This is a genomic window from Ectopseudomonas alcaliphila, assembly GCF_900101755.1.
GTDB lineage: Bacteria > Pseudomonadota > Gammaproteobacteria > Pseudomonadales > Pseudomonadaceae > Aquipseudomonas > Aquipseudomonas alcaliphila.
Window position 1 is genome coordinate 390,903 of sequence record NZ_FNAE01000003.1, and the last position, 20,761, is coordinate 411,663.

The 20,761-nt window shown below is 59.4% G+C and carries 21 protein-coding genes, 4 tRNA genes and 3 pseudogenes; 19 read left to right on the forward strand and 9 right to left on the reverse strand.

What is annotated here, in order from left to right; genetic code table 11:
* The first annotated feature begins 98 nt into the window (after positions 1 to 98).
* The gene (locus BLR77_RS13490) at positions 99 to 704 is read left to right on the forward strand and encodes a TetR/AcrR family transcriptional regulator (RefSeq protein ID WP_074678565.1); all 606 of its coding nucleotides are present in this window, start codon (positions 99 to 101) and stop codon (positions 702 to 704) included.
* A 314-nt stretch (positions 705 to 1,018) separates the two neighbouring features.
* On the opposite strand, the gene BLR77_RS13495 is transcribed toward BLR77_RS13490, so the two are convergent.
* On the reverse strand, positions 1,019 to 2,110 hold the full coding sequence (locus tag BLR77_RS13495; RefSeq protein WP_139202979.1) for a calcium/sodium antiporter: 1,092 nt from the start codon (positions 2,108 to 2,110) through the stop codon (positions 1,019 to 1,021).
* Between the two features lie 365 nt (positions 2,111 to 2,475).
* On the opposite strand from BLR77_RS13495, the pseudogene BLR77_RS25895 reads away from it, so the two are divergent.
* The 7 genes and pseudogenes from BLR77_RS25895 (at position 2,476) to BLR77_RS13525 (ending at position 7,799) form a co-directional block, all read left to right on the forward strand.
* A pseudogene (locus BLR77_RS25895) lies at positions 2,476 to 2,673 on the forward strand (LasR-specific antiactivator QslA).
* Between the two features lie 498 nt (positions 2,674 to 3,171).
* Positions 3,172 to 3,612: a hypothetical protein gene (locus BLR77_RS13500; RefSeq protein ID WP_074678569.1), complete on the forward strand. Its 441-nt coding sequence runs from the start codon at positions 3,172 to 3,174 to the stop codon at positions 3,610 to 3,612.
* A gap of 1 nt (position 3,613) precedes the next feature.
* Positions 3,614 to 4,186, forward strand: coding sequence for a hypothetical protein (locus tag BLR77_RS13505; protein ID WP_074678571.1), 573 nt, complete (start codon positions 3,614 to 3,616; stop codon positions 4,184 to 4,186).
* Positions 4,187 to 4,229: 43 nt separating this feature from the next.
* Positions 4,230 to 5,021: a hypothetical protein gene (locus BLR77_RS13510; RefSeq protein ID WP_074678573.1), complete on the forward strand. Its 792-nt coding sequence runs from the start codon at positions 4,230 to 4,232 to the stop codon at positions 5,019 to 5,021.
* 63 nt (positions 5,022 to 5,084) lie between these two features.
* The gene (locus tag BLR77_RS13515) at positions 5,085 to 5,777 is read left to right on the forward strand and encodes a C39 family peptidase (protein ID WP_074678931.1); all 693 of its coding nucleotides are present in this window, start codon (positions 5,085 to 5,087) and stop codon (positions 5,775 to 5,777) included.
* A gap of 36 nt (positions 5,778 to 5,813) precedes the next feature.
* Positions 5,814 to 6,542, forward strand: a complete 729-nt coding sequence (locus BLR77_RS13520; RefSeq protein WP_074678575.1) for a hypothetical protein — start codon at positions 5,814 to 5,816, stop codon at positions 6,540 to 6,542.
* A gap of 24 nt (positions 6,543 to 6,566) precedes the next feature.
* Positions 6,567 to 7,799, forward strand: a complete 1,233-nt coding sequence (locus BLR77_RS13525) for a transporter family protein (protein ID WP_074678577.1) — start codon at positions 6,567 to 6,569, stop codon at positions 7,797 to 7,799.
* 5 nt (positions 7,800 to 7,804) lie between these two features.
* Here BLR77_RS13525 and BLR77_RS13530 read toward each other — a convergent pair whose 3' ends face one another.
* Entirely contained in the window at positions 7,805 to 9,160 is a 1,356-nt protein-coding gene (locus BLR77_RS13530) for a sigma-54 dependent transcriptional regulator (RefSeq protein WP_074678579.1), read from the reverse strand.
* 737 nt (positions 9,161 to 9,897) lie between these two features.
* Here BLR77_RS13530 and fnr point away from each other — a divergent pair.
* The 5 genes and pseudogenes from fnr (at position 9,898) to BLR77_RS13560 (ending at position 13,401) form a co-directional block, all read left to right on the forward strand.
* Positions 9,898 to 10,647 (forward strand): fumarate/nitrate reduction transcriptional regulator Fnr, encoded by a 750-nt coding sequence (gene fnr, locus BLR77_RS13535; RefSeq protein WP_074678581.1) that lies wholly within the window; start codon positions 9,898 to 9,900, stop codon positions 10,645 to 10,647.
* A 113-nt stretch (positions 10,648 to 10,760) separates the two neighbouring features.
* A pseudogene (locus BLR77_RS24880) lies at positions 10,761 to 11,275 on the forward strand (Hsp20/alpha crystallin family protein); the annotation flags it as partial.
* A gap of 147 nt (positions 11,276 to 11,422) precedes the next feature.
* Positions 11,423 to 11,685 (forward strand): annotated as a pseudogene (locus BLR77_RS13550) (DUF2274 domain-containing protein).
* Positions 11,686 to 11,808: 123 nt separating this feature from the next.
* Entirely contained in the window at positions 11,809 to 13,134 is a 1,326-nt protein-coding gene (locus BLR77_RS13555) for a HipA domain-containing protein (RefSeq protein ID WP_074678585.1), read from the forward strand.
* Complete coding sequence (locus BLR77_RS13560) at positions 13,135 to 13,401, forward strand: helix-turn-helix domain-containing protein (protein WP_074678587.1); 267 nt, start codon at positions 13,135 to 13,137, stop codon at positions 13,399 to 13,401.
* A gap of 63 nt (positions 13,402 to 13,464) precedes the next feature.
* Here the strand turns inward: BLR77_RS13560 and BLR77_RS13565 are convergent.
* From BLR77_RS13565 to BLR77_RS13595, 7 genes are all read right to left on the reverse strand, one after another.
* Positions 13,465 to 13,552, reverse strand: a tRNA-Leu gene (locus tag BLR77_RS13565).
* 265 nt (positions 13,553 to 13,817) lie between these two features.
* A tRNA-Cys gene (locus tag BLR77_RS13570) sits at positions 13,818 to 13,891 on the reverse strand.
* A 38-nt stretch (positions 13,892 to 13,929) separates the two neighbouring features.
* Positions 13,930 to 14,005 (reverse strand) — tRNA-Gly (locus BLR77_RS13575).
* A gap of 67 nt (positions 14,006 to 14,072) precedes the next feature.
* Positions 14,073 to 14,633, reverse strand: a complete 561-nt coding sequence (gene pgsA / locus BLR77_RS13580; protein WP_074678589.1) for a CDP-diacylglycerol--glycerol-3-phosphate 3-phosphatidyltransferase — start codon at positions 14,631 to 14,633, stop codon at positions 14,073 to 14,075.
* A 33-nt stretch (positions 14,634 to 14,666) separates the two neighbouring features.
* Entirely contained in the window at positions 14,667 to 16,490 is a 1,824-nt protein-coding gene (gene uvrC, locus BLR77_RS13585; protein WP_074678591.1) for an excinuclease ABC subunit UvrC, read from the reverse strand.
* 2 nt (positions 16,491 to 16,492) lie between these two features.
* Positions 16,493 to 17,137 (reverse strand): response regulator transcription factor GacA, encoded by a 645-nt coding sequence (gene gacA, locus BLR77_RS13590; protein WP_074678593.1) that lies wholly within the window; start codon positions 17,135 to 17,137, stop codon positions 16,493 to 16,495.
* 163 nt (positions 17,138 to 17,300) lie between these two features.
* Positions 17,301 to 17,388: transfer RNA gene (locus tag BLR77_RS13595), tRNA-Ser, on the reverse strand.
* A gap of 164 nt (positions 17,389 to 17,552) precedes the next feature.
* On the opposite strand from BLR77_RS13595, the gene BLR77_RS13600 reads away from it, so the two are divergent.
* The 6 genes from BLR77_RS13600 to BLR77_RS13625 all read left to right on the forward strand — a co-directional run bounded on the left by BLR77_RS13600 (position 17,553) and on the right by BLR77_RS13625 (position 20,730).
* Positions 17,553 to 18,221 carry a Bax inhibitor-1/YccA family protein gene (locus tag BLR77_RS13600; protein ID WP_074678595.1) on the forward strand — a complete coding sequence of 223 codons (669 nt, stop codon included), beginning with the start codon at positions 17,553 to 17,555 and terminating at the stop codon, positions 18,219 to 18,221.
* Between the two features lie 134 nt (positions 18,222 to 18,355).
* On the forward strand, positions 18,356 to 18,748 hold the full coding sequence (tusD, locus tag BLR77_RS13605) for a sulfurtransferase complex subunit TusD (RefSeq protein WP_074678597.1): 393 nt from the start codon (positions 18,356 to 18,358) through the stop codon (positions 18,746 to 18,748).
* Complete coding sequence (gene tusC / locus BLR77_RS13610; RefSeq protein ID WP_074678599.1) at positions 18,748 to 19,107, forward strand: sulfurtransferase complex subunit TusC; 360 nt, start codon at positions 18,748 to 18,750, stop codon at positions 19,105 to 19,107. Before tusD ends, tusC begins: the two co-directional genes overlap by 1 nt.
* Positions 19,107 to 19,406 (forward strand): sulfurtransferase complex subunit TusB, encoded by a 300-nt coding sequence (gene tusB / locus BLR77_RS13615; protein WP_074678601.1) that lies wholly within the window; start codon positions 19,107 to 19,109, stop codon positions 19,404 to 19,406. The genes tusC and tusB overlap by 1 nt, the downstream gene beginning before the upstream one ends.
* Complete coding sequence (locus BLR77_RS13620) at positions 19,403 to 19,738, forward strand: TusE/DsrC/DsvC family sulfur relay protein (protein WP_074678603.1); 336 nt, start codon at positions 19,403 to 19,405, stop codon at positions 19,736 to 19,738. The genes tusB and BLR77_RS13620 overlap by 4 nt, the downstream gene beginning before the upstream one ends.
* Positions 19,735 to 20,730, forward strand: a complete 996-nt coding sequence (locus BLR77_RS13625; protein ID WP_074678605.1) for a glycosyl transferase family protein — start codon at positions 19,735 to 19,737, stop codon at positions 20,728 to 20,730. The genes BLR77_RS13620 and BLR77_RS13625 overlap by 4 nt, the downstream gene beginning before the upstream one ends.
* Positions 20,731 to 20,761: the final 31 nt, after the last annotated feature.

Consider the following 20,761-nt stretch of genomic DNA (forward strand, 5'->3'; position numbering starts at 1 on the left):
GAGAATTATAATCACATTTAGTTGCATGGCTATAAACTAATTTGCGAAAAGCCAATGAGGCAGCTACAAGACACTTCCCGCAGAAGGAAGGAACTGGAATGAAAGCGCCGCAAAAACCCGCTACTCGCGGAAGGCCCCGCACCATCACACGCGAACGAATCGCCGACGCGGGAATATCCATAGGCCTGCCGAACATCACCTTCGTCGGGCTCGCAGCTGCGATTGGGGTGAGCCACATGGCGCTGTACAAGCATGTGGCGAACCTGGAGGCACTGAAGATTCTTGTGGCCGAGGAAATCTTCAACCGTTGGCAGATCCCTCGAGCCGATGAAGGCGAGCGCATTGAACTCAAGGACTACCTGTTGCGTTTCTCCGACTCGATTCAGGCTTTTGTAAAGGCACACCCCGGCCTGACGCCTTACGTAATCCGTCGCTCAGTCGCGACAGAATCGATGCTGACGAAAATCGTCGAACATCAGATGCACATCGCCCGCTGCTACTCGATATCTGATCAGGAGGCCCGGCAACTGTTAGCGACGGTAGCTTTTCACTGCTTCGCTGTAGCAGACACGGTGTATTCGGTTGCTGGCCGCGACTCTGCAGACGAGACACAACGCGCCTCCGAGGAGGCAGAGATGGAAACCGAGCTGAGCCAGGGCATGCACGCACTGATCGTTGGCAGCCTTGCAACACTCAGTTCTTAGAAGCTCTCAGAATGACTCTCATAAAAACAGTTGCTTAACGTCGATTTTGTTCCACAAACGGCACAGCTCAGGTTCGCTGCAGTCCCTGGATTTCAAGGGGGATACGACGACCGGTTAAATGACAGCCCTGGAAACTCATCGGGATATCAGCCATTACCTGATTCATCGCTACAACTGGATCAGGCCGCATCAATACAACCATGGGCTACAAACCGCGGTGACCGAAAAAACTTAACCACCATCCGGACTGGGTTGACTACTACAGGCATGGTATGTGCTCGCCTTGACCAGGCTAAGCGGAGTGCCCATTCCGCTTAAAACCGCTGCCTTTTCCAGGCATTGATGGCAATTACCAGCAACGTCACCGCAGTGAGCGGTAGTACATAGCCGAGCATCGCATGGGCGAAGGTTTCGGCAAACGGCTCGCTGGAGCTAGTCATCACCAAGTAAGCCGTATAGGCGATGTAATAGACCAGGAACAACAGCCCCTCCCAGCGGCTGATGCTGTAGCCGGTGAAAAATATGGGCAGACAAGCCAGCGCTACCGCAATCATCACCGGAAAATCGAATGCCAGGGCACTGGCCGACACTGCAACGGCTTGCGGTGCGACCAGAGCCGACAGCCCCAGCACGCACAGCAAGTTGAAAATGTTGCTGCCAACGATGTTGCCAACCGCGATGTCCCTTTCCCCGCGAATAGCGGCAAGTATCGAGGTAGCCAGCTCTGGCAGCGACGTTCCAACGGCAATTACCGTCAAGCCGATCACCAGCTCTGACAACCCCAACGCACGCGCCAGCGATACGGCCCCCTCAACCAGAAAATTAGAGCCGACCACAAGCAATACCAGACCCAAAACAACCAGACCTGCATTTATGTAACTGGAGTAAGGCTTCGGTTGCGCGTCGGCAGAAAACTCTTTGGCGAACTCATCATTTGCAATGGCTTCGGCATTTGCGCGACGACTGTTCTGGATCAGGAACAGCGTGTAGCCGATTATCGCTGCAAACAGCAAGGCTCCATCCAGACGGCTTAGCGTGCCATTCCATGCCAATGCATAGGTGACTAGACTGGCCGCAATCATTATCGGTACATCGAGGCGGATCAATTGACGAGACACGACTAGGGGGGCAATGAGTGCAGTCAGGCCTAGAATGAACAAGACGTTAGCGATATTGCTACCGACCACGTTGCCGATTGCGATATCACCGCTGCCTTTAAGTGCTGCCTGCACGCTTACTGCGGTCTCAGGCGCACTAGTGCCGAAGGCAACCACCGTCAACCCAATGATCAGCGGAGATATGCCAAACTGCGACGCCAGCTTGGCCGCGCCCCGCACCAACACTTCGGCGCCAGCAACAAGAAGCACTAGGCCGGCTATCAGGTAGATAAATGTCATCGGGGCCACAACGGGTACTCCAAGAACAAATGAATCCAGTGTGCTGAGTCGTAGTCACATACTAGATCACATCATTTACATCGTGACGTTAGCAATCAGGCGAATCGAGTGATTGGCACGCCAGCGCCAAGCACAATGAACGAAGCTGGATCCCATGCAAAGTGAGCGCGACATCCCTGTTGCTCATCAACAAGTAATGGAGTGGCATAGGTATATAGCAGCTTTTGATTGATCAAGGATAAGGGGCTGCTTTGGGTTGTTATTCCGAGTACGACGCTACGAGTAGATCAGCTCCCCCCTCAGGATCTGGATACTCCTAGGCGTATCAATCGAAACGCGCACATTACTGTGCTTCACGCGTGAGCAAGGGTGTGATGACCTACCTTCCGCCTCACAACGGCCATCCAGGCATGGAGATCGCCTGGGCTGCCGACTGCAGGGAGGCGTTCAACCAAGGCGTGAAGCTGGCCCAGACCTAGCTCGATAATGCTCGCAGCGGATGGCTCTGGGCAGTGATGATCGCCGAGCGCAAAAAGACCCTGACGCTCGCCAGAGCGAGCTGTCAGGGCTGACCTGAGCCATTGCAAATGCCAATGAAGTGGCCTGTTAAAACAGGCCAGGAAGTAAGGTTTCTGAGCTAACGGAGTGCAGAGTCAGCATCCTGCCTGTTCACACTTCGTTAGCCCAGAGACCGGAGAATATTTCGGGAGCGGCAGTCTGCCAATCCTGTTGATGGGGCACTGGTCACATAGTTGGGAAACCAGGCGGGCGTTGAGCAGGGCCGCGCCACCTGCACCGCCCTCCTCTCTCGGCATCTCGCCCCGCTGTCTCAGTCCAGAGACTGTCGCGCAGCGGGCTGCAAAGCCCCGCAGGCCAAGGCCTCCCCCGATAGTACGAGCGCAGACTCTGTCCAGTAATTGTCTCAAGACTGCAACAAATCTTCCCCTCTCGCACCCCGCAATAATCCCTTACTCATTGAAATAAAAGAATTTTTCAGTTCTGGCACGCGAAGCGCATTACCGCAGTGCCAGCGCTTGAAGCAGGCTCACAGGTCTCGGGGGAGGTAGGTCATGCGCCTTTACACTCGCTACAGCAGCAAGGTGCTTCTCGTGTGCACGGCCGTCGCGCTGTCAGCGCCGCTGGCCATGGCCGAGCCGGGACAGATCATCATCACTCGCGACGTGCAGCCGCGCAGCGCCACCCGGCCAGCGGTCGTTCCCGATCCCAATCCAAAAACCGTGAACCCGGGCGCCATCACCACAGGCGCAATGGTCGAGCTGAGCGATGGCGACTTCGCCGACGTATCCACCGGCTCGGTCCTGCCGGGACTCGTGGTCGGTAGCCCGCAGACCGGCGGCCAACGGCAGATCGAACGCATGCCCTCTCAGAACCTGCCAGGCATGAGCGCCGTGCATGGCGGTGCCCGGGGTGCGGACGGCGGAATATCCGGTCAGGTGAACCGGTCACTGCAGCAAGGGCTGCGTCCACTGCAACAGCTGGGAGGACGCTGACATGCGCAGCTTCGCACTCTTGCTGCTGCTCGCCTGCGGGCCGCTGCTCGCCGCCGAACCCGGCGCCCGGTCGCAGGTGCAACTGAACGACAGCTTCAAGTACTTCAGCGGCAACGCCAGCCTCAACCAGGCAGCCGGCAATGGCCACCAGCAAACCAATGTGCGGGTGATCAGCATCGGCGATCAACCGGCCACCAGCCTGCGGGTCGAGCAGGTCCGCGGCACCATCGCCCTACCCGAAGGTATCGATGCCGCTGCCCGTATCCAGGGAGCGGCCTTCAGCCAGGCCAGTGGAATCAGCGGCATCAACCAGAGCGCCGGCATCGGCAACCAGAACATCAATGCTTTCCGAATGGCGGTCGGCGTCATCCCGGAAAGCCTCGACGACGCCGTTCTTTCCCAGAGCACGGCAATCACCTCGGCAACGCTCGGCGGCGCCACGGTGGACGGGGAAAGAATCGTCGAGATCAGCGACCAGGCCTTCTCGGGAAGCCGTGGCGTGGTGCAGCTGAACCAGAGTGCCGGCGTTGGTAATAGAACGACCAACAGCCTGAGCATACGGGTCACGGACTGACCCTCATGTAGACGATACCTCACAATCCGATAGGAGAAAGACCATGAAAACATCGATGATCTTCAGCCCTCTCGCCTTGGCGATGGCAGCAGTAATGGCCTCCGGTGCATACGCCGCCGGCTTGCCCGGCGCCCATGCCAGCGGCTCGTCCGCCAGCGTGAACGACACGCAGTACAACTACAACAACCAGGTGATCAACAAGGAGACCAAGAACACCGCGTCCATCGATGGTTCGCTCAACGGCGCCACCGGCAACGTGGGTGCGAACGTGGCTGCTGGCGACAACAACCAGCAGGCCAACGCTGCGGCGATCGCCACCGCTGACGCCCTGTTCGTCTTCGGCCAGTACCTGGGGCAGGAAGCCAGCGCCAGCATCAGCGTGACCCAGAAGGCCCACGACAACGATCTGGTCAACTATGGCAACCCCAACTCGGCCAGCGTGAACGACTCGGGTAATGGCGCGCAGGGCAACGTCGGGATGAACGTGGCTGCTGGCAACTTCAACCAGCAGAAGAACGACCTGTCGATCGCCTCCTCCGAGCAGGCCACCACCGCCACCGCATCGGTGAACATGCTGCAGGACTCCCACGGCAACTTCACCGAGAACAAGATCGGCGACGTTTACGAGGTCGCAGCTGGCCTCAATGGCGTCTCCAGCGGCCTGGGCTGGTTCCCTGTCCCGCAAAAACCGCAGACCCCGGTGGTCAACACCGCCTCCATCACTGCCTCGCTCAACAACGCTTCCGGCAACGTCGGCGTGAACGTAGCGGCCGGTGGTGGCAACCAGCAGAGCAACGCTCTGGCGATCGCCGCAGGATGCAATGCCTGTCGCTAAGCAGCGGTTGAAACGGACGGGGCCGGCGTGGCCGAGTCCCGTCCATCTTTCGAGATCATCGCCATGAAGAGCCTGGCCTGGCTATTGAGCATCACCCTCCTGCTGATCGGCGTAGACGGTACGTACGCCGCGGAAATCCGCTTCGCCGCGCTACCCGGCGGTAACCTCGCCTACAAGCAAGTGGTGAGCATCCGCGAACGCCGCTTCCAGGACCTGGTGGAACAGAAGACCGACTTCTCCTGCGGTGCAGCTGCCATGGCCACCATCCTCAACAAGGCCTACGGCTGGAACCTGGAAGAAGACGATGTCATCCGGGGCATGCTCGCCACCGCCGACCCGGAGGTCGTGCGCACCCAGGGTTTCTCCATGCTCGACATGAAGCGCTATGCCGAAAGCCTCGGCCTGCGCGCCCGTGGTTACCGTATCGAGCCGGACAAGCTGGAGAGCCTCAAAGTGCCCAGCATCGTTCTGCTCGACGTACGCGGCTACAAGCACTTCGTCATTCTGCAGCGGACCTTCAAGGGCTACGTCTATCTCGGCGATTCGGTGCTCGGGCACAAGAAAATGCCACTCGAGGAATTCACCAGGGGCTGGAACGGCATCATCTTCGCTCTCATCGGCCCTGGCTACGACCGCAACAACGCCCTGCTCTCGCCGCCGGAACCGTTGACGACGAAAACCCGGATTCACACCTTCAGCCCGGTCAGAGATGCCGAGCTGATGGATTTCGGCTTCATCCAGAGCGATTTCTTCTAGATCACGACGGGCAAGACTGCCCCAAGGCAGGCGGTAATGAAAAAGCGAACCTGGTGCCTACCGGCACTTCTGGCACTCAGCCTGCCACTCAGTGCCAGTGAGATATTCAGACCAACCGAGCTGAGCGATAGCGAGCTGGCGCAGTTGCGCGGCCGCTACGTTCTACCCGACCGCATCATCAGTTTCGGCGTGGTGATGACCTCCACCTGGGAAAACGCCGCCGGCCAGGTCATCGGCGCTCAGGTGGGCATGAGCATGTCCGCCGGCCAGCCACAACCGGTGCTCTATGCCATGCCCATCGAGGGAGCTGGCAACGGTGGGACGGTGACTGCCGGCAACGGCCAGATTCTGGGTGGGGCCGGCCTGGATAGCGTACGCGGCATCGTCCAGAGCGTACGCGTGGCCGGCGATGGCAACCAGGGCGAGAACGGCATGGAAATCCGTATCTCCAGCGGCCCCAGCGGCGATATGCCCAGCGGCGCCCAGGCCTGGAGCAACGGTCAGGTGTGGAGCAACGGCGCCGGAACCGTGCGTCTTTCCAGCCAGAACGGCGGCCTGGCCATCGCCATCCAGGCAAGCAATGGCCAGGGCATCGCCAACCAGCAGCTCGGAGCCGGCGGCATGGGGCAGCACAGCGCCATCGGCGGCAATCTGAACACCGTACGCAACCTCGCCAGCCTCGATATCCGGCTGCGTGACCTGTCCCGCTCGGTCGACCTGCGCGGTTGCCTGGACCAACTTCGGGTCCTGAATCCAACCCGCTGAGGGTTCATGAGGAGTACAAGGCACATGGTTCCATGCAGAAACCTCGCATTGCTTCCACTGGCTGTCGCCCTGAGCCTGCCGGCGCTGGGTGCCTCCAACGATCCACAGGTGCAGGCCCTGCTCGATGAGCTGCGCATGCTCAAGGAGCGCTATCAGGTGCAGCAGAACGCGCTGATGGTGATGGAGCAACGCCTGCGACAGATCGAGGAGCGAGGCCAGAGCGGCGCAGCCGGCACGCAGATCGCCCAGGCTGGCAGTGCCGGCAGCGGCTACGGCACCCAGCTGCGGGAAAACGCCGAGCCGCCTGCGAGTGTCGAGGCTCTGTATCAGGAGGCCAGTGGTTTCTTCGGCAGTGGCACCTTCAGCATCGAACCGGGTATCACCTATAGCCATTACGACTCACGCCAGCTTTTCCTGAACGGTTTCCTCGCCCTGGACGCGATCTTCCTGGGCAACCTGGGGGTGGATCAGATCAATGCCGACACCTATACCTTCGATCTCACTGGTCGCTACAACTGGGGCAATCGCTGGCAGCTGGACGTCAACACCCCCTGGATCTATCGCGAAACCACCTACCAATCGGCCGGCGCAGGTGGCTCCACAGCGCAGATCAGCGAAGCCACGGTAAATACCGGGCCACGCCTGGGAGATGTCAGCGCCGGTGTTTCCTACAAGTTCCTCGACGAAGGCCCCGGGCGCCCTGACGCCGTGCTCAGCCTGAGAATCAAGGCGCCGACCGGAGTGGAACCCTATGGCATCAAACTCGATCCGGTTCCGGGCAACAACAACCTCAACGTGCCCGAAGACCTGCCCACCGGCAACGGTGTCTGGTCGGTGACACCCGGTATCGCCCTGGTCAAGACCATGGATCCTGCGGTGGTCTTCGGCAATCTTTCCTATACCTACAACCTCAAGGAAAGCTTCGACGACATAAGCCCGCAGCGCGGCGTGAAGGTGCCGGGCGAAGTACGACTCGGCAACTGGTTCCAGTTCGGTGTGGGCGTGGCCTTCGCTCTGAACGAGCGTGCCAGCATGTCGATGTCCTTCTCCGAGCTGATCAGCCAGAGCAGCAAGATCAGGCCCGAAGGAGAAGACTGGCAGACTGTGACCGGCAGCGACGCCAACGCAGCCTACTTCAATATCGGCATGACCTACGCCGTCAGCAACGATCTGACCATCGTCCCCAATCTGTCCATCGGACTGACGCCGGACGCCCCGGATTTTTCGTTCAGCGTCAAGTTTCCCTACTACTTCTGAGGCGCTCAAGCACTACTTGGGTCGTCCTCCAGAATGTGGTGCTTGTGCAGCAGCCTGTAGAAGGTCGGGCGGGACACGCCCAGGGTCTTGGCGGCCTTGGTCATGTGCCGGGAGCAGCGGATCAACGCCGCATCGATGGCTTTGCGCTCCGCCTGGAACAGACAGTCGTACAGCGTCATGGCCTGGCTGTCGTCCTCCAGCAGGCTCCCCAGCCCCAGGTCCGCCGCCTCGATCACCCGGCCTTCGGCCAGCACCTGCCCGCGTCTGACGCGGTTGGCCAGCTCCCTCACGTTACCTGGCCAGGGGTACCCCAGCATCGCGGTGATCGCCGCCTCGCTGAACCGACGTGGGCGACGGCCTACCTCGCTGGCGTAGATCGAGGAGAAATGCTCTGCCAGTTTGGCTATGTCCTGGGGGCGACGGCGTAGCGGCGTGGTCTGAACCTGAAGCACGTTCAGGCGGTAGTAGAGGTCTTCCCGGAAGCGGCCCTCCGCCACCGCTTTTTCCAGGTCGATGTGGGTGGCTGCCAGTACCCTCACGTTAACCTTGATGGGTACATGCCCCCCCACTCTCTCGATGGTCATTTCCTGCATGAAACGCAGTAGGTTGGTCTGCATCTCTAGTGGCAGGTCGCCGATCTCATCGAGGAACAGGGTGCCGCCGTCGGCGGCCTCGATCCGCCCGATCTTGCGCTGGTGCGCACCGGTGAAGGCGCCTTTCTCATGACCGAACAGCTCCGACTGGATCAGGCTCAGGGCCACCGCGCCGCAGTTGATGGCGACAAAAGGCCCCTTGCTGCGCTTCGACAGACGATGCAGCGTACGCGCCACCAGTTCCTTGCCCGTGCCGCTCTCACCCTGGATCAGCACCGGCGAGGTGGTAGGCGCCAGCTTCGCCAGTAGGCCACGTAAGGCGCGGATATCGGGGCTCTGCCCGATCATCAGGTCAGGCTCTTCGGCGGGTGCATGCATGCTGCCGTGACGCCTGATGCGCGCCATGCCCAATGCACGACCAAGGGCAACACGCAAACGTTCGGAGTCGAATGGCAAAGTATGGAAGTCGAAGAACCATTGTCCGATCAATTCGCTGCCACCTGCGCTGCGCATCAGGTCGTGATCGACTGCGGCCACCCATTCCGTGCCGCTTGCCTGAATCAGTTGTTTGATCGGTTCGGGATGATCCAGATGGGACGCCTGCAGGCGGATCAGGCCGACGTCACAGCGGTGTTCGCGAGCGTTGGACAGCTTGCTCAACTCTATCGACCATCCGGCCCTGCCGAGGGTGGGGAGAATCTCTTCGCATTCGCTGCAGGGGTCCACGATAAGGAGCTTTCTTTCACTGCGCGCCAATGTTTCCAACATGGATATGTCCTTCACGCCTTCTCCGGCGTGTTGCCAATGATTCGTTCGAAACTGCAGATGCACGATCTGAAAAGCGTCGTTTTGGGGTGAACCTATCTCCTGCGCGACTGGTAACCGCGGGGCCTATTCCGGCGATGGGATCGAACACCTGTCACGCTTGCGCCACGCCAGATACTTCTTAATGCGTTTGGATGGTGATGGACGGTCTCAGGGCGCAGTCATGCAGCGAAGCCTGCGACTGAAAGGGCTCCCGGAAATTGATTTGCATCATTTTTGGCACAAGATTCCTGGCCAACATGACAAAGAGGTATTCGCTCCTCTATCTCGCTGATCAAGCCAATAGCTCAGGGTGGGCGCTCGCCCAAGCCCCCGATTGCAAGAGAGCAAGCGTCATCGCCAATATCAGGCCTGTGGAACGCAGCAAACCTGGCTGAGCGCTATGGTCGACCAGAGGGCTCTTCTAAACCCAATGCCAGTCATGGCCCGGTCAAGCTTCTTCGCGCAGAGACTGAGACCAGGCAGCCTGAGCAAATCGATATGTACCCTCCTTGTCACATGACGTGAATTTGGCGCATTGATGGCAATATGATTTCAAACAAAAAATTAATATTTACAACAGCTTATGTAAGTAAAAAAAGCAGCCATGGCGTAAGCGTCATGGTTCCGACGAAATACCAAGACGCATGCAACATTTTCTTATACATTTAGCGTCCTCCGTCTTCAGAAAGGCTTCTGTGATGGTTGACAGTCAGATTGACAGCGCCATTACTTCGCGCGCCGCTCGCATTACCTGCCAGGACTGCTCCCTGGCCCACCAATGTCTCCCATTCCATCTCGACGAGAACGAGCTCGGCCGCTTCGACGGCATCGTCAAGCGAGCCCGACCGCTGCACAAGCACGAGTACCTGATCCGTGCAGGCGATCCGGTACAGAACGTCTATGCGTTGCGCTCCGGAGCCTTGAAGAGCTATCTGCTGAGCCCGGATGGCACCGACCAGGTCACAGGCTTTCATTTCCCTGGTGAGCTGATAGGCCTGGACGCGCTGGGTGGACAGCGGCATCCCAGCTACGCGGTGGCACTGGAAACCTCGATGATCTGCGCCATTCCTAGCAATAAACTGGAAGAACTGACCGGGCAAATGCCAGGGCTGCGCAAACAGTTGCTGCGAACCCTTGGTCGGGAAATCCATGAGGAACACGAGCATCATGGCCACGTGCGCGAAAGTGCCGAAGAACGCCTGGTTGCCTTTCTGCTCAATCTCTCGGTGCGTTACAGCAGGCGCGGACTTTCCGCTTCCAACTTCGCCCTGCCGATGAGCCGCCGAGACATCGCCAACTACTTGGGGCTGACTACCGAGACGGTCAGCCGGCTCTTTACGCGTTTTCGTGATCTGAACCTGATTGCCGGACACGGGCACGAGGTGCAGTTACTGGATATTCGGGCGCTGTGCCGGCAGGGAAAGACTGCAGGTGTAGCGTCTATCTAGACGTTGGCCATCGCACCTCAGCCAGGCATACCTGCGTCACCTTCACTGGTGACACAGGCAGGCGATGCCTATCGGCAAATTGATCCTGATCAATCCGTTAAGGAGGCAAGCAAATACTCGACAAACCCGCGACAGAACCCAGCGCACCTCCCGCGCTCAACGAAGCGTGGCGACCGCTCGAGAATCTGCGCAATCAGGTGGATCGCCCATTCGAGGATTTCACCCGGACGCCGCTGCACTGCTCCTTCGGCCGCACTTCGCTCGACATCGAGCCGTTCTGGAAGCGCGGCATGATCGGGCACGACATCCCGGCATTGGATATCGCAGAGAAGGATAAGTCGTTCGAAATCACCGCCGAACTGCCCGAAATGGAGGAAAAGACATTCAGATCAGGCTCGCCAATGGCAACCTGTCCATCAGCGGCAAGAAGAAGGATGAGCGAGAAGAAACGCGCAAGAACTACCACCTCTCGGAGAGGCATCACGGATCGTTCGCGCGCACCTTCAGCCTGCCCAAGGGCATCGACGTGGACAACATCGAAGCCAGCTTCAGCAAAGGCGCCTTGGAGATTTCCCTGCCTAAGCGTCCCGAAGCGGTCAAGCCGGAGAAGATCATCCCGGTCAAATCACGCTCAGCGCCTTACGGTAAGGAAACCGAAGAGGCGGCACTGTCCTCGGTGTTTTTTCAGACCGGTAGCACGAGGAGATTGAGCATCGCATCCACCGGTGACGCTCAAACTGCCCCCATGATTCTGGGTACAACCTCGCCAGGCACGATGAGCACAACCAAGCTGCGACCTGGCCCGCAGCCGAAATTGAAACCTGCCCCGCCAGCCTGAAGGCCGACCTCGAGTGCTATGCGGCGCTGCACTCGCAAACCTATGGTGAAGAAGTCGATGCCCTGACGCGCCCCCACATGCTGGTGGCCTTCATGGCGAGGGACCTGGTGTTCAGGAGGGCAACCACGGAGTCCACTTCATTGCAGTTGAAGGCTTTGTCGCAGCCAGCCATTGCGATCAGGCATGGAAATTGCCATTGATCAGCCCCAAAAAATAGGCACTAAAGTACCCTTTAAGCGTGTGCCTGGAGTAATTTAAGGCATTTTATTGCCTTTACTTACAACAGCCAGTAGCTTTAAAGGCATTAAAGTGCCGGAGCCCATATGCACTCTCTCACCCTGCAACTGTACAGTGGCCATGCCTGGCACGATGCCATGCACTTCAGCTTCGAACAGCCCGAGGCTGGGCTGGCAGGCGTGTGTTCTTTTGGCTATGCGCAGACATATCTGCTTGAGACGCTGGAGCACATCGGCAGTCGCCTTGAGCATGCAGCTAGCGCCACAGTGCCGCTGGACTGGGAATCCTATCGAGCCAGCGAGGCACCTGCCTTCCTTCACGACATACTGCCCGCTGGAGCAGCAAGGCGCTTCCTCCTCCAGCGCCTGGGTCACCAAAAGTCCGAGAATCTTGGACTGGATCTATTTTTGCTAAGTCGGTGCGCACCGGCGCCGGTGGGAAACCTGCGTATCAAGGAGGCGGCATTAGCACTTCAAGGAAATCCGCTGCTAGGTTTCTCTCGCGAGGATGTAATCAATCGCGATGCCCGCTTTCTCGAATACGCCTACGAGCAGGGTGCAGCTATCGGTGGCGCCACAGGCGCAGGTGGCGAAGCGCCCAAACTGTTACTGACTGAAGACCGAGAAGGCGCCCTGCACCCGGATGCGGCGTTGCCGGATGAGTCTGCAACCCGCCACTGGTTTGTAAAGTTCGCGCGAAACCAGGCCAGGCAGACCGACCAAGACATCCTGCGTAGCGAGTTCTGCTACTACAGGGCCATTCAGCGGCTTGGTCTGGATACCGTACCCGCAGAAGGCCTGGCGCTAGAGGAAGGCCGCAAGCCTAGCCTGTGGATGCATCGTTTTGATCGTCACCTTAGCGCCGCAGGCGTAGAGCGCAGCGCCATGGAGTCCCTGTACTCACTCGCAGGAGTAACGGTGCCGGGCAGCTACCTACTGCATACCGACGCCCTGAATCACTTGGTCAGGCTGTGGCAGCAGACGGGGCAAGGCGCGCAAGTTGGCGACATGATCTTTGAGTATCTACAGCGAGACTTGCTCAACCAGATCCTTGGCAACTCAGACAACCATGGCCGCAATACTTCAATTTTGCGCAACAGCACAGGCCTGAAACTCGCCCCAATCTACGACCTTGCCCCCATGGTGATGGATGATGAAGGCATCACTCGCACCACAAAATGGCCTCAACCCATAGAGGTTGCCGGCGAGGTCAACTGGCGCCAAGCCTGTGCTGCACTAGCGCAATGGACCGACACCGATGTTCTTTATGAAAGACTCAGAGGCGCAGCACAAAACTTCCTAGCCCTTCCCGACCTACTGAGCGATCAGGGGTTGCCAAACTCCACCATGAATCATCCGCGTATTGCGCTGCGGACCCTTCATCAAAGACTCAACCGATGGGAGCTCATCTGAATGGATATCATCGAGCGCAACCGCATTCTGACTGAAATACAGACCCAACTGGCATCGGGCGAATTGACCATCGGCCAGGCTGTGCGCAAATTACGGAAGGAAATCACCGGATTGCAGCAGGCCCGTTTCGCACAGATGTGCAAACTATCCCTGCGCGCCCTTCGCCAACTGGAACATGATGAGTCGAATCCAACCGTGCAGACCCTGAATAGCGTGTTCAATCCATTTGGGATGCAAGTTGGCATTGTGCCGAAGAGTCGAATTTAATAGAGACGGCTTGAGCCTGAGGGGGTAGCGACAGCCCAGACGGTCGCTGGACGGTTTTATTGATGGTGCCTGGGACGGGACTCGAACCCGTATGCCGTTTTAGCGGCGGCGGAGTTTAAGTCCGCTGTGTATACCATTTCACCACCCAGGCCTATATTTACAGGGCTTTGCACCCCGTCTCACCTCTTTCCCGCCCAACGCGGCAGCGCTGGATTACAACGTCTTCGTAGCTCATCAGCAGCCAAAGCGCTGTAATTTCAAGCTTCCTGCACCTACCGATTTCGCCATTCGGGCGCTAGCGCTGTGCGAAGGACCGGACTATATACAGCCCTCTCTGTCCTCGCAAGTTATGCAAAAGCACATCAGGGAGAATGAAAAAGGCCCCGTAAATCATGGATCTACGAGGCCTTTTAGATTGGAGGCTGAGGTCGGAATCGAACCGGCGTTCACGGATTTGCAATCCGGTGCATAACCACTCTGCAACTCAGCCATGAAGCAAACGAGCCGCCTTGGCGACTCGTGTAAAACTGGAGCGGGAAACGAGACTCGAACTCGCGACCCCGACCTTGGCAAGGTCGTGCTCTACCAACTGAGCTATTCCCGCTTGTCTTGTCGACGGGCGCCATTCTATAGAATCGAATCGCGCCGTCAACCCTTTGATTCAAAAATACTTATTTCTTTTCCGAGGTAGTGCTGAGGTGCGGCCAGGCGGCCAACAGGTACTGCAGCATCGACCACAATGTCAGCACCGCTGCGATCACCAGCAGGATGTATCCGAACACGACCCAGAAGGTAAATACCGGCGGATTGCCCAGCAGGATGACCAACGCCAGCATCTGCGCTGCAGTTTTCCACTTGCCGAGGTTGGACACCGCAACATGCGCACGAGCACCGAGCTCGGCCATCCACTCACGCAGTGCGGATACGACGATCTCACGGCCAATGATGGTCGCAGCAGCCAGGGTCAGCCAGAGATTGGAGTGTTCGGCAGCCAGCAGCACCAATGCCACCGCCACCATCAATTTATCCGCTACCGGATCGAGAAAGGCGCCGAATGGCGTGCCCTGCTCCCAGCGGCGAGCCAGATAGCCGTCGAGCCAGTCGGTCACTGCGGCTACCGCGAACACCCCGCTGGCAGCCCAATAGCTCCAGGAGAACGGCAAATAGAACAAAAGAATGAAAACCGGGATCAGTGCGACGCGGAGCACGGTAAGCAAGTTGGGGATATTCATCGGCACAACTAGGCTGCGAGGTGAGCAGGCATTCTACTCGCTGTGCAGAGTGTCATAAATCAACTCGGCGAGCTTTTTACTGATTCCAGGCGCTTTGGCAATTTCTTCGGCGCTGGCACGGGACAGTTCCTGCAGGCCGCCAAAGTGATTGAGTAACTCACGCCGCCGCTTCGGGCCTATCCCGGCTACTTCTTCAAGCGTCGAGGTACGCCGCGTCTTGCCGCGGCGCGCGCGGTGCCCGGTAATCGCGAAACGGTGCGACTCGTCACGGATCTGCTGGATCAGGTGCAGCGCCGGCGAATTGCCGGGCAAGGTGAACTCATGCTCGGCGTCGTTCAGGTAGAGCACCTCCAGACCGGGCTTGCGCGTCGTGCCCTTGGCCACACCGAGCAGGATAAGGTCCGGCACAGCCAACTCCTGCAACACCTCGCGCGCCATGGCCAGCTGACCCTTGCCACCGTCCACCAGCAGCACATCGGGCAACTTGCCTTCACCATCCTTGATCTTGCTGAAGCGCCGGGTCAGCGCTTGATGCATCGCGGCGTAGTCATCACCAGCGGTCACGCCCTCGATATTGAAGCGACGATAATCGGATTTCAGCGGGCCTTCGGGGCCAAATACCACGCAGGAGGCCACGGTCGCCTCGCCACTGGAGTGGCTGATGTCGAAACACTCCATGCGCTGCGGCGGCTCGTCCATTTCCAGCACGGTGGCCAGCGCCTCGAAGCGTTCGGCCAAATGCTGCCGATTGGCCAGGCGCGCGGCCAGCGCCTGTTCGGCATTGGTGACGGCAAGCTGCTGCCAACGCGCACGTGTGCCGCGCACACGCAAGCTGATGCTGAGGCTACGGCCGCGTAGCGATTCGATGGCCTCGATCAGCGTGGCGAAGTCTTCATGCTGCACATTGACGATCAGCTCACTCGGCAGGTCGCGCTCGGCATTGCCCAGATAGTACTGGGCAAGGAAGGCCATCAGCACATCGCCGCCCTCCTCTTCGATAGCGACTTGCGGGAAGAAATTCTTGCTGCCCAGAACACGCCCACCACGCACACTGATCAGGTGCACGCAGGCGCCGCCCGGGGTGAGCATCACCGCAACCACGTCAACGTCGCCGGTGCCACCTTCCATGCTCTGCTGATCCTGCACGCGGCGCAGCAAGGCGATCTGATCGCGAAGCTCAGCAGCCCGCTCGAACTCCAGCGCCATGGAGGCTTTCTCCATATTGGCAGAGAGCTCCTCACTCAGCGCGTTGCTGCGGCCATCGAGGAACATCACCGAGTGACGCACGTCCTCGGCGTACTCTTGCGGGCTGACCAGTCCAACGCAGGGGCCTTTGCAGCGCTTGATCTGGTACTGCAGGCAGGGGCGCGTGCGATTCTTGTAGTAACTGTCCTCGCACTGGCGAACTAGGAAGGTCTTCTGCAACAGACTCAAACTCTCGCGAATCGCCAGGGCGCTGGGATAAGGACCGAAATAGCGGCCCTTGGCCTTCTTCGCGCCACGGTGAATGCCGAGGCGCGGAAAGTCGCCGTCGGAGAGAAACACGTAGGGATAGGATTTATCGTCGCGCAGCAGGATGTTGTAAGGCGGCCGCCACTCCTTGATCAGGGTCTGCTCGAGCAGCAGCGCCTCGGTCTCGTTGGCGGTAATGGTGGTTTCGATCTGCGCGATGCGTGCGACCAGAGCTGCCGTCTTGGGCGCCTGGCCGGTCTTGCGAAAATAACTGGAGAGACGCTTCTTGAGGTTTTTCGCCTTGCCGACATAAAGCAGCCGGGCCTCGCCATCGAACATGCGATAGACACCGGGGCGACCACTGCAGGTCGCCAGGAAGGCACTCGAATCGAATGGCGCGGACATTTTCAGCTGACGGCGTCGACCATGCCGTGGCGTACCGCGAGCAGAGCCAGCTCGACATCGCTGGTGATGGAGAGCTTTTCGAAGATGCGGTAGCGATAGGTGTTGACCGTCTTCGGCGACAAGCACAGCTTGTCCGAGATGTTCTGCACCTTGTGGCAGTTGGCGATCATCAGGGCGATTTGAATTTCGCGCTCGGACAACAGATCGAATGGCGAGCCATTGGTCTGCGGCTGGAAGGATTTCAGCGCCAATTGCTGAGCGATCTGCGGATCGATGTAGCGCTGGCCGGCGAATACGAGGCGAATGGCCTGCACCATTTCATCCAGCGCCGCGCCCTTGGTCAGGTAACCGGCGGCCCCAGCCTGCAGCAAACGCGTCGGGAAAGGATCTTCCTCGCATACGGTAACGGCGACGACCTTGATGTCGGGATGGCTGCGCATCAGCTTGCGGGTGGCTTCCAGGCCGCCGATGCCAGGCATCTTGACGTCCATCAGGACGACGTCGGGCTTGAGTTCGCGAGCCTTGAGCAGGGCTTCTTCGCCGGTGCAGGCTTCGCCCACGACTTGCAGACCGTCGATATCAGCCAGCATGCGGGTGATGCCCGTGCGAACCAGATCGTGATCGTCGACAACCAGGACCCTAATCAATCGCCACCTCGTTGCACCTTGTCAGCCACCGTGCAACGACGGTGAGATTGAACTTGCTGGTTACCTTAGCAAAAAGCCAGGGCATGACCTAGCTTGGCGCACGGAAGTCAAAAAGCAAGCGCCAGATTAGGATCAGCAATTGCGCCGTAGCAATTTAGAAAATTGGCGGAAGCGGTGAGATTCGAACTCACGGATAGTTGCCCATCGACGGTTTTCAAGACCGTTGCCTTAAACCACTCGGCCACGCTTCCAGATTCTGAGTGCGGAGGCCAAGACTGTTGCCTCCGCAGCTGTGCGGGCGGCAATCTTACCGGAACGCAACACACTGTCAAACTCTAAGTCTTGGCAGGCAATCCTGCTCTGTTATGATCCGGTACATTCGAATTTGAAAGCCTCGTACAACAGGAGCGTCGCCATGCAAGAGCGAGATTATGCACTCAACCATTCTCAGGTTGAGCAACAGGAAGTCAGCAGCGTTCTGCGCAATACCTATGGCCTACTGGCCATCACCCTGGCCTTCAGCGGCCTGGTTGCCTTCATTTCGCAGCGCGCCAACGTTCCTTATCCAAACATCTTCGTCGTGCTGATCGGTTTCTACGGCCTGTTCTTCCTTATCGCCAAGCTGCGCAACTCTTCGTGGGGCCTGCTTTCCACCCTCGCGCTGACCGGTTTCATGGGTTACACCCTGGGCCCGATCCTCAACCGTTACCTGGGCATGGCCAACGGCGCTGAAGTCATCAGCTCCGCCTTTACCATGACTGCACTGGTGTTCTTCGGCCTGTCTGCCTACGTGCTGACCACCCGCAAGGACATGAGCTTCCTCAGCGGTTTCATCACCGCCGGCTTCTTCGTTCTGTTGGGCGCCGTGGTTGCCAGCTTCTTCTTCCAGATCAGCGGCCTGCAACTGGCGATCAGCGCAGGCTTCGTACTGTTCTCCTCGGCCTGCATCCTGTTCCAGACCAGCGCCATCATCCATGGCGGTGAGCGTAACTACATCATGGCCACCATCAGCCTGTACGTGTCGATCTACAACCTGTTCATCAGCCTGCTGCAGATCTTCGGCATCATGGGCGGCGACGACTGATAGCGTTCCTGTTCCTCAAAGCCCGCTTCGGCGGGCTTTTTCTTGCGCGCCTGCCTGCCCCTACTGCAGTGATTCTTTGTTTGCCGGGCACCCTGGCCTTATCATTGGCCCAGTTTTGCCTCGCCGGACGCCCCATGAAGTTTGCTATCGCCCTGTTTGCCGCCCCTCACCTGCCCGCCTCACGACGCGCACTGCGTTTTGCCCAGGCAGCATTGGCCGGCGGCCACGAAATCGTTCGCCTGTTCTTCTATCAGGACGGCGTGCACAGTGCCGCCAGCAACGTGGTCAGCCCGCAGGACGAGCTGGATCTGCCCAAGGAATGGCGCGAATTCGTCAGCGAAAACAAGCTGGACGCTGTGGTCTGTATCGCCGCAGCCCTGCGTCGCGGTGTGCTCAACACCGAAGAAGCACAGCGCTATGCCAGGCCGGCTGCCAATCTGGAAGCACCCTGGGAGCTATCCGGATTAGGACAGCTGCATGAAGCCGCGCAACAGGCCGACCGACTGATCTGCTTTGGAGGCCAATAGTGAGCAAGTCCCTGCTGATCATCAGCCGTCAGGCCCCCTGGAGCGGCCCCGGCGCACGCGAGGCGCTGGATATTGCCCTGGCCGGCGGCGCCTTCGACCTGCCCATCGGCATGCTGTTTCTCGATGACGGCGTATTCCAGCTGAGCAAAGCCCAGCAACCAGGCGCACTACAGCAGAAAGACCTTGGCGCGAACCTGCAGGCCTTGCCGATGTTCGGTGTGGAAGATCTGTACGCCAGCCAGCGCAGCCTGGACGAGCGCGGCCTGAGCGATGCCGAACTTAATCTGACGGTCCAGCGACTGGACGACAGCGCGCTGACCACCCTCCTCGATCGTTATGACCAGGTGATCACCCTCTGATGGCCACCATGCACATTCTTTCCCATTCGCCGTTTGCCGATAGCCGCCTGGCCAGCTGCCTGCGCCTGCTTGGCGCCGCCGATGCCTTGTTGCTCAGCGGTGATGCGGTCTACGCGCTGCAGCCCGATACAGCCAACCTGCAGGCGCTGCAACTGATGCCCGCCAGCGTCGCGCTCTACGCACTGGAGGAAGACCTCGCCGCCCGCGGCCTGCAGGCGCCCGAGCGCGCGCAGGTCGTGGACTATCCAGGGTTCGTCGAACTGTGCACCCGCTACACCAAGGTCAACAGCTGGCTATGAACACGCTCAATGTCGCCGGACGCGAAATCGCCCTGGACAAGGACGGCTACCTGGTCGACCTGCAGGATTGGTCACGCCCCGTAGCCGAGGCACTGGCCGCAGCGGAAGAGTTGCAGCTGAGCGATGAACACTGGGAAATTCTCGAACTGCTGCGTGCCTTCTACGCCGAGTTTCAGCTATCGCCAGCCAACCGTCCGCTGACCAAGTACGCGGCCCTGAAACTGGGCCCGGACAAAGGCAATAGCCTTCATCTCAATCGCCTGTTCAAGGGCACACCCGCCAAACTCGCCGCCAAGCTCGCCGGCCTGCCGAAACCGACCAATTGCCTATGAACCTGATCACGCCCACCGAACACCCCTTCGCCCAGTTCGTGCGCATTCTTGGCAAGGGCAAGCGTGGCGCACGCGGTCTGACCCGCGAGGAAGCCCGTGAAGCCATGGGCCTGCTGCTCGATGGCAAGGTCGAGGACACCCAGCTCGGCGCCTTTCTGATGCTGCTGCGGCACAAGGAAGAAAGCGCCGAGGAGCTCGCCGGCTTTACCGAAGCCATCCGCCCGAGACTCTCCGCGCCCGCCATCCAGGTCGACCTGGACTGGCCCAGCTACGCCGGCAAGAAACGCCACCTGCCCTGGTACCTGCTGGCCGCCAAGGCACTGGCTGCCAGCGGCGTGCGCATCTTCATGCACGGCGGCGGCGCCCATACCGCAGGCCGCATGTATACCGAGCAACTGCTGGAGCAGTTGGATATCCCCAACTGCGACGACTGGCAGGCAGTGGGAAAAGCGCTCGACGAGCAGAGCCTGGCATACAGCTATCTGGGCAACTGGATGCCAGCGCTGCAACGGATGATCGACCTGCGAAACACCCTGGGCCTGCGTTCGCCGATCCACTCCCTGGCGCGCGTGATCAACCCGCTCGGTGCCCGCTGCGGGTTGCAGAGCATCTTCCATCCCGGTTACCAGGCCGTGCACCGTGAGGCCAGTCGACTGCTGGGTGACCCCGCCATCGTGATCAAGGGCGAAGGCGGCGAGATCGAGGTCAATCCGGACGGTGCATGCCATCTCCACGGCACGCTCGAGGGCGAGAACTGGGACGAAGAATGGCCCGCACTCTCGGCGCAGCGCCACGTCAAGCCCGAGCGACTCGAGCCGGCCGTGCTGGGCGCCTTCTGGCGCGGTGAGCATGATGATGCATACGGTCGCCTTGCCGTGATTGCCACCATGGCAATCGCCTTGCGTGGTCTTGGCCTGGCCCGCGAAGAGGCGTTCCAGCAAGCTAAGCAGCGCTGGGATACGCGCCTCCAATCTAATCAATCGATTATTTAAGCCAGCTTTTTCCACCGTTCAATCAAGTTCA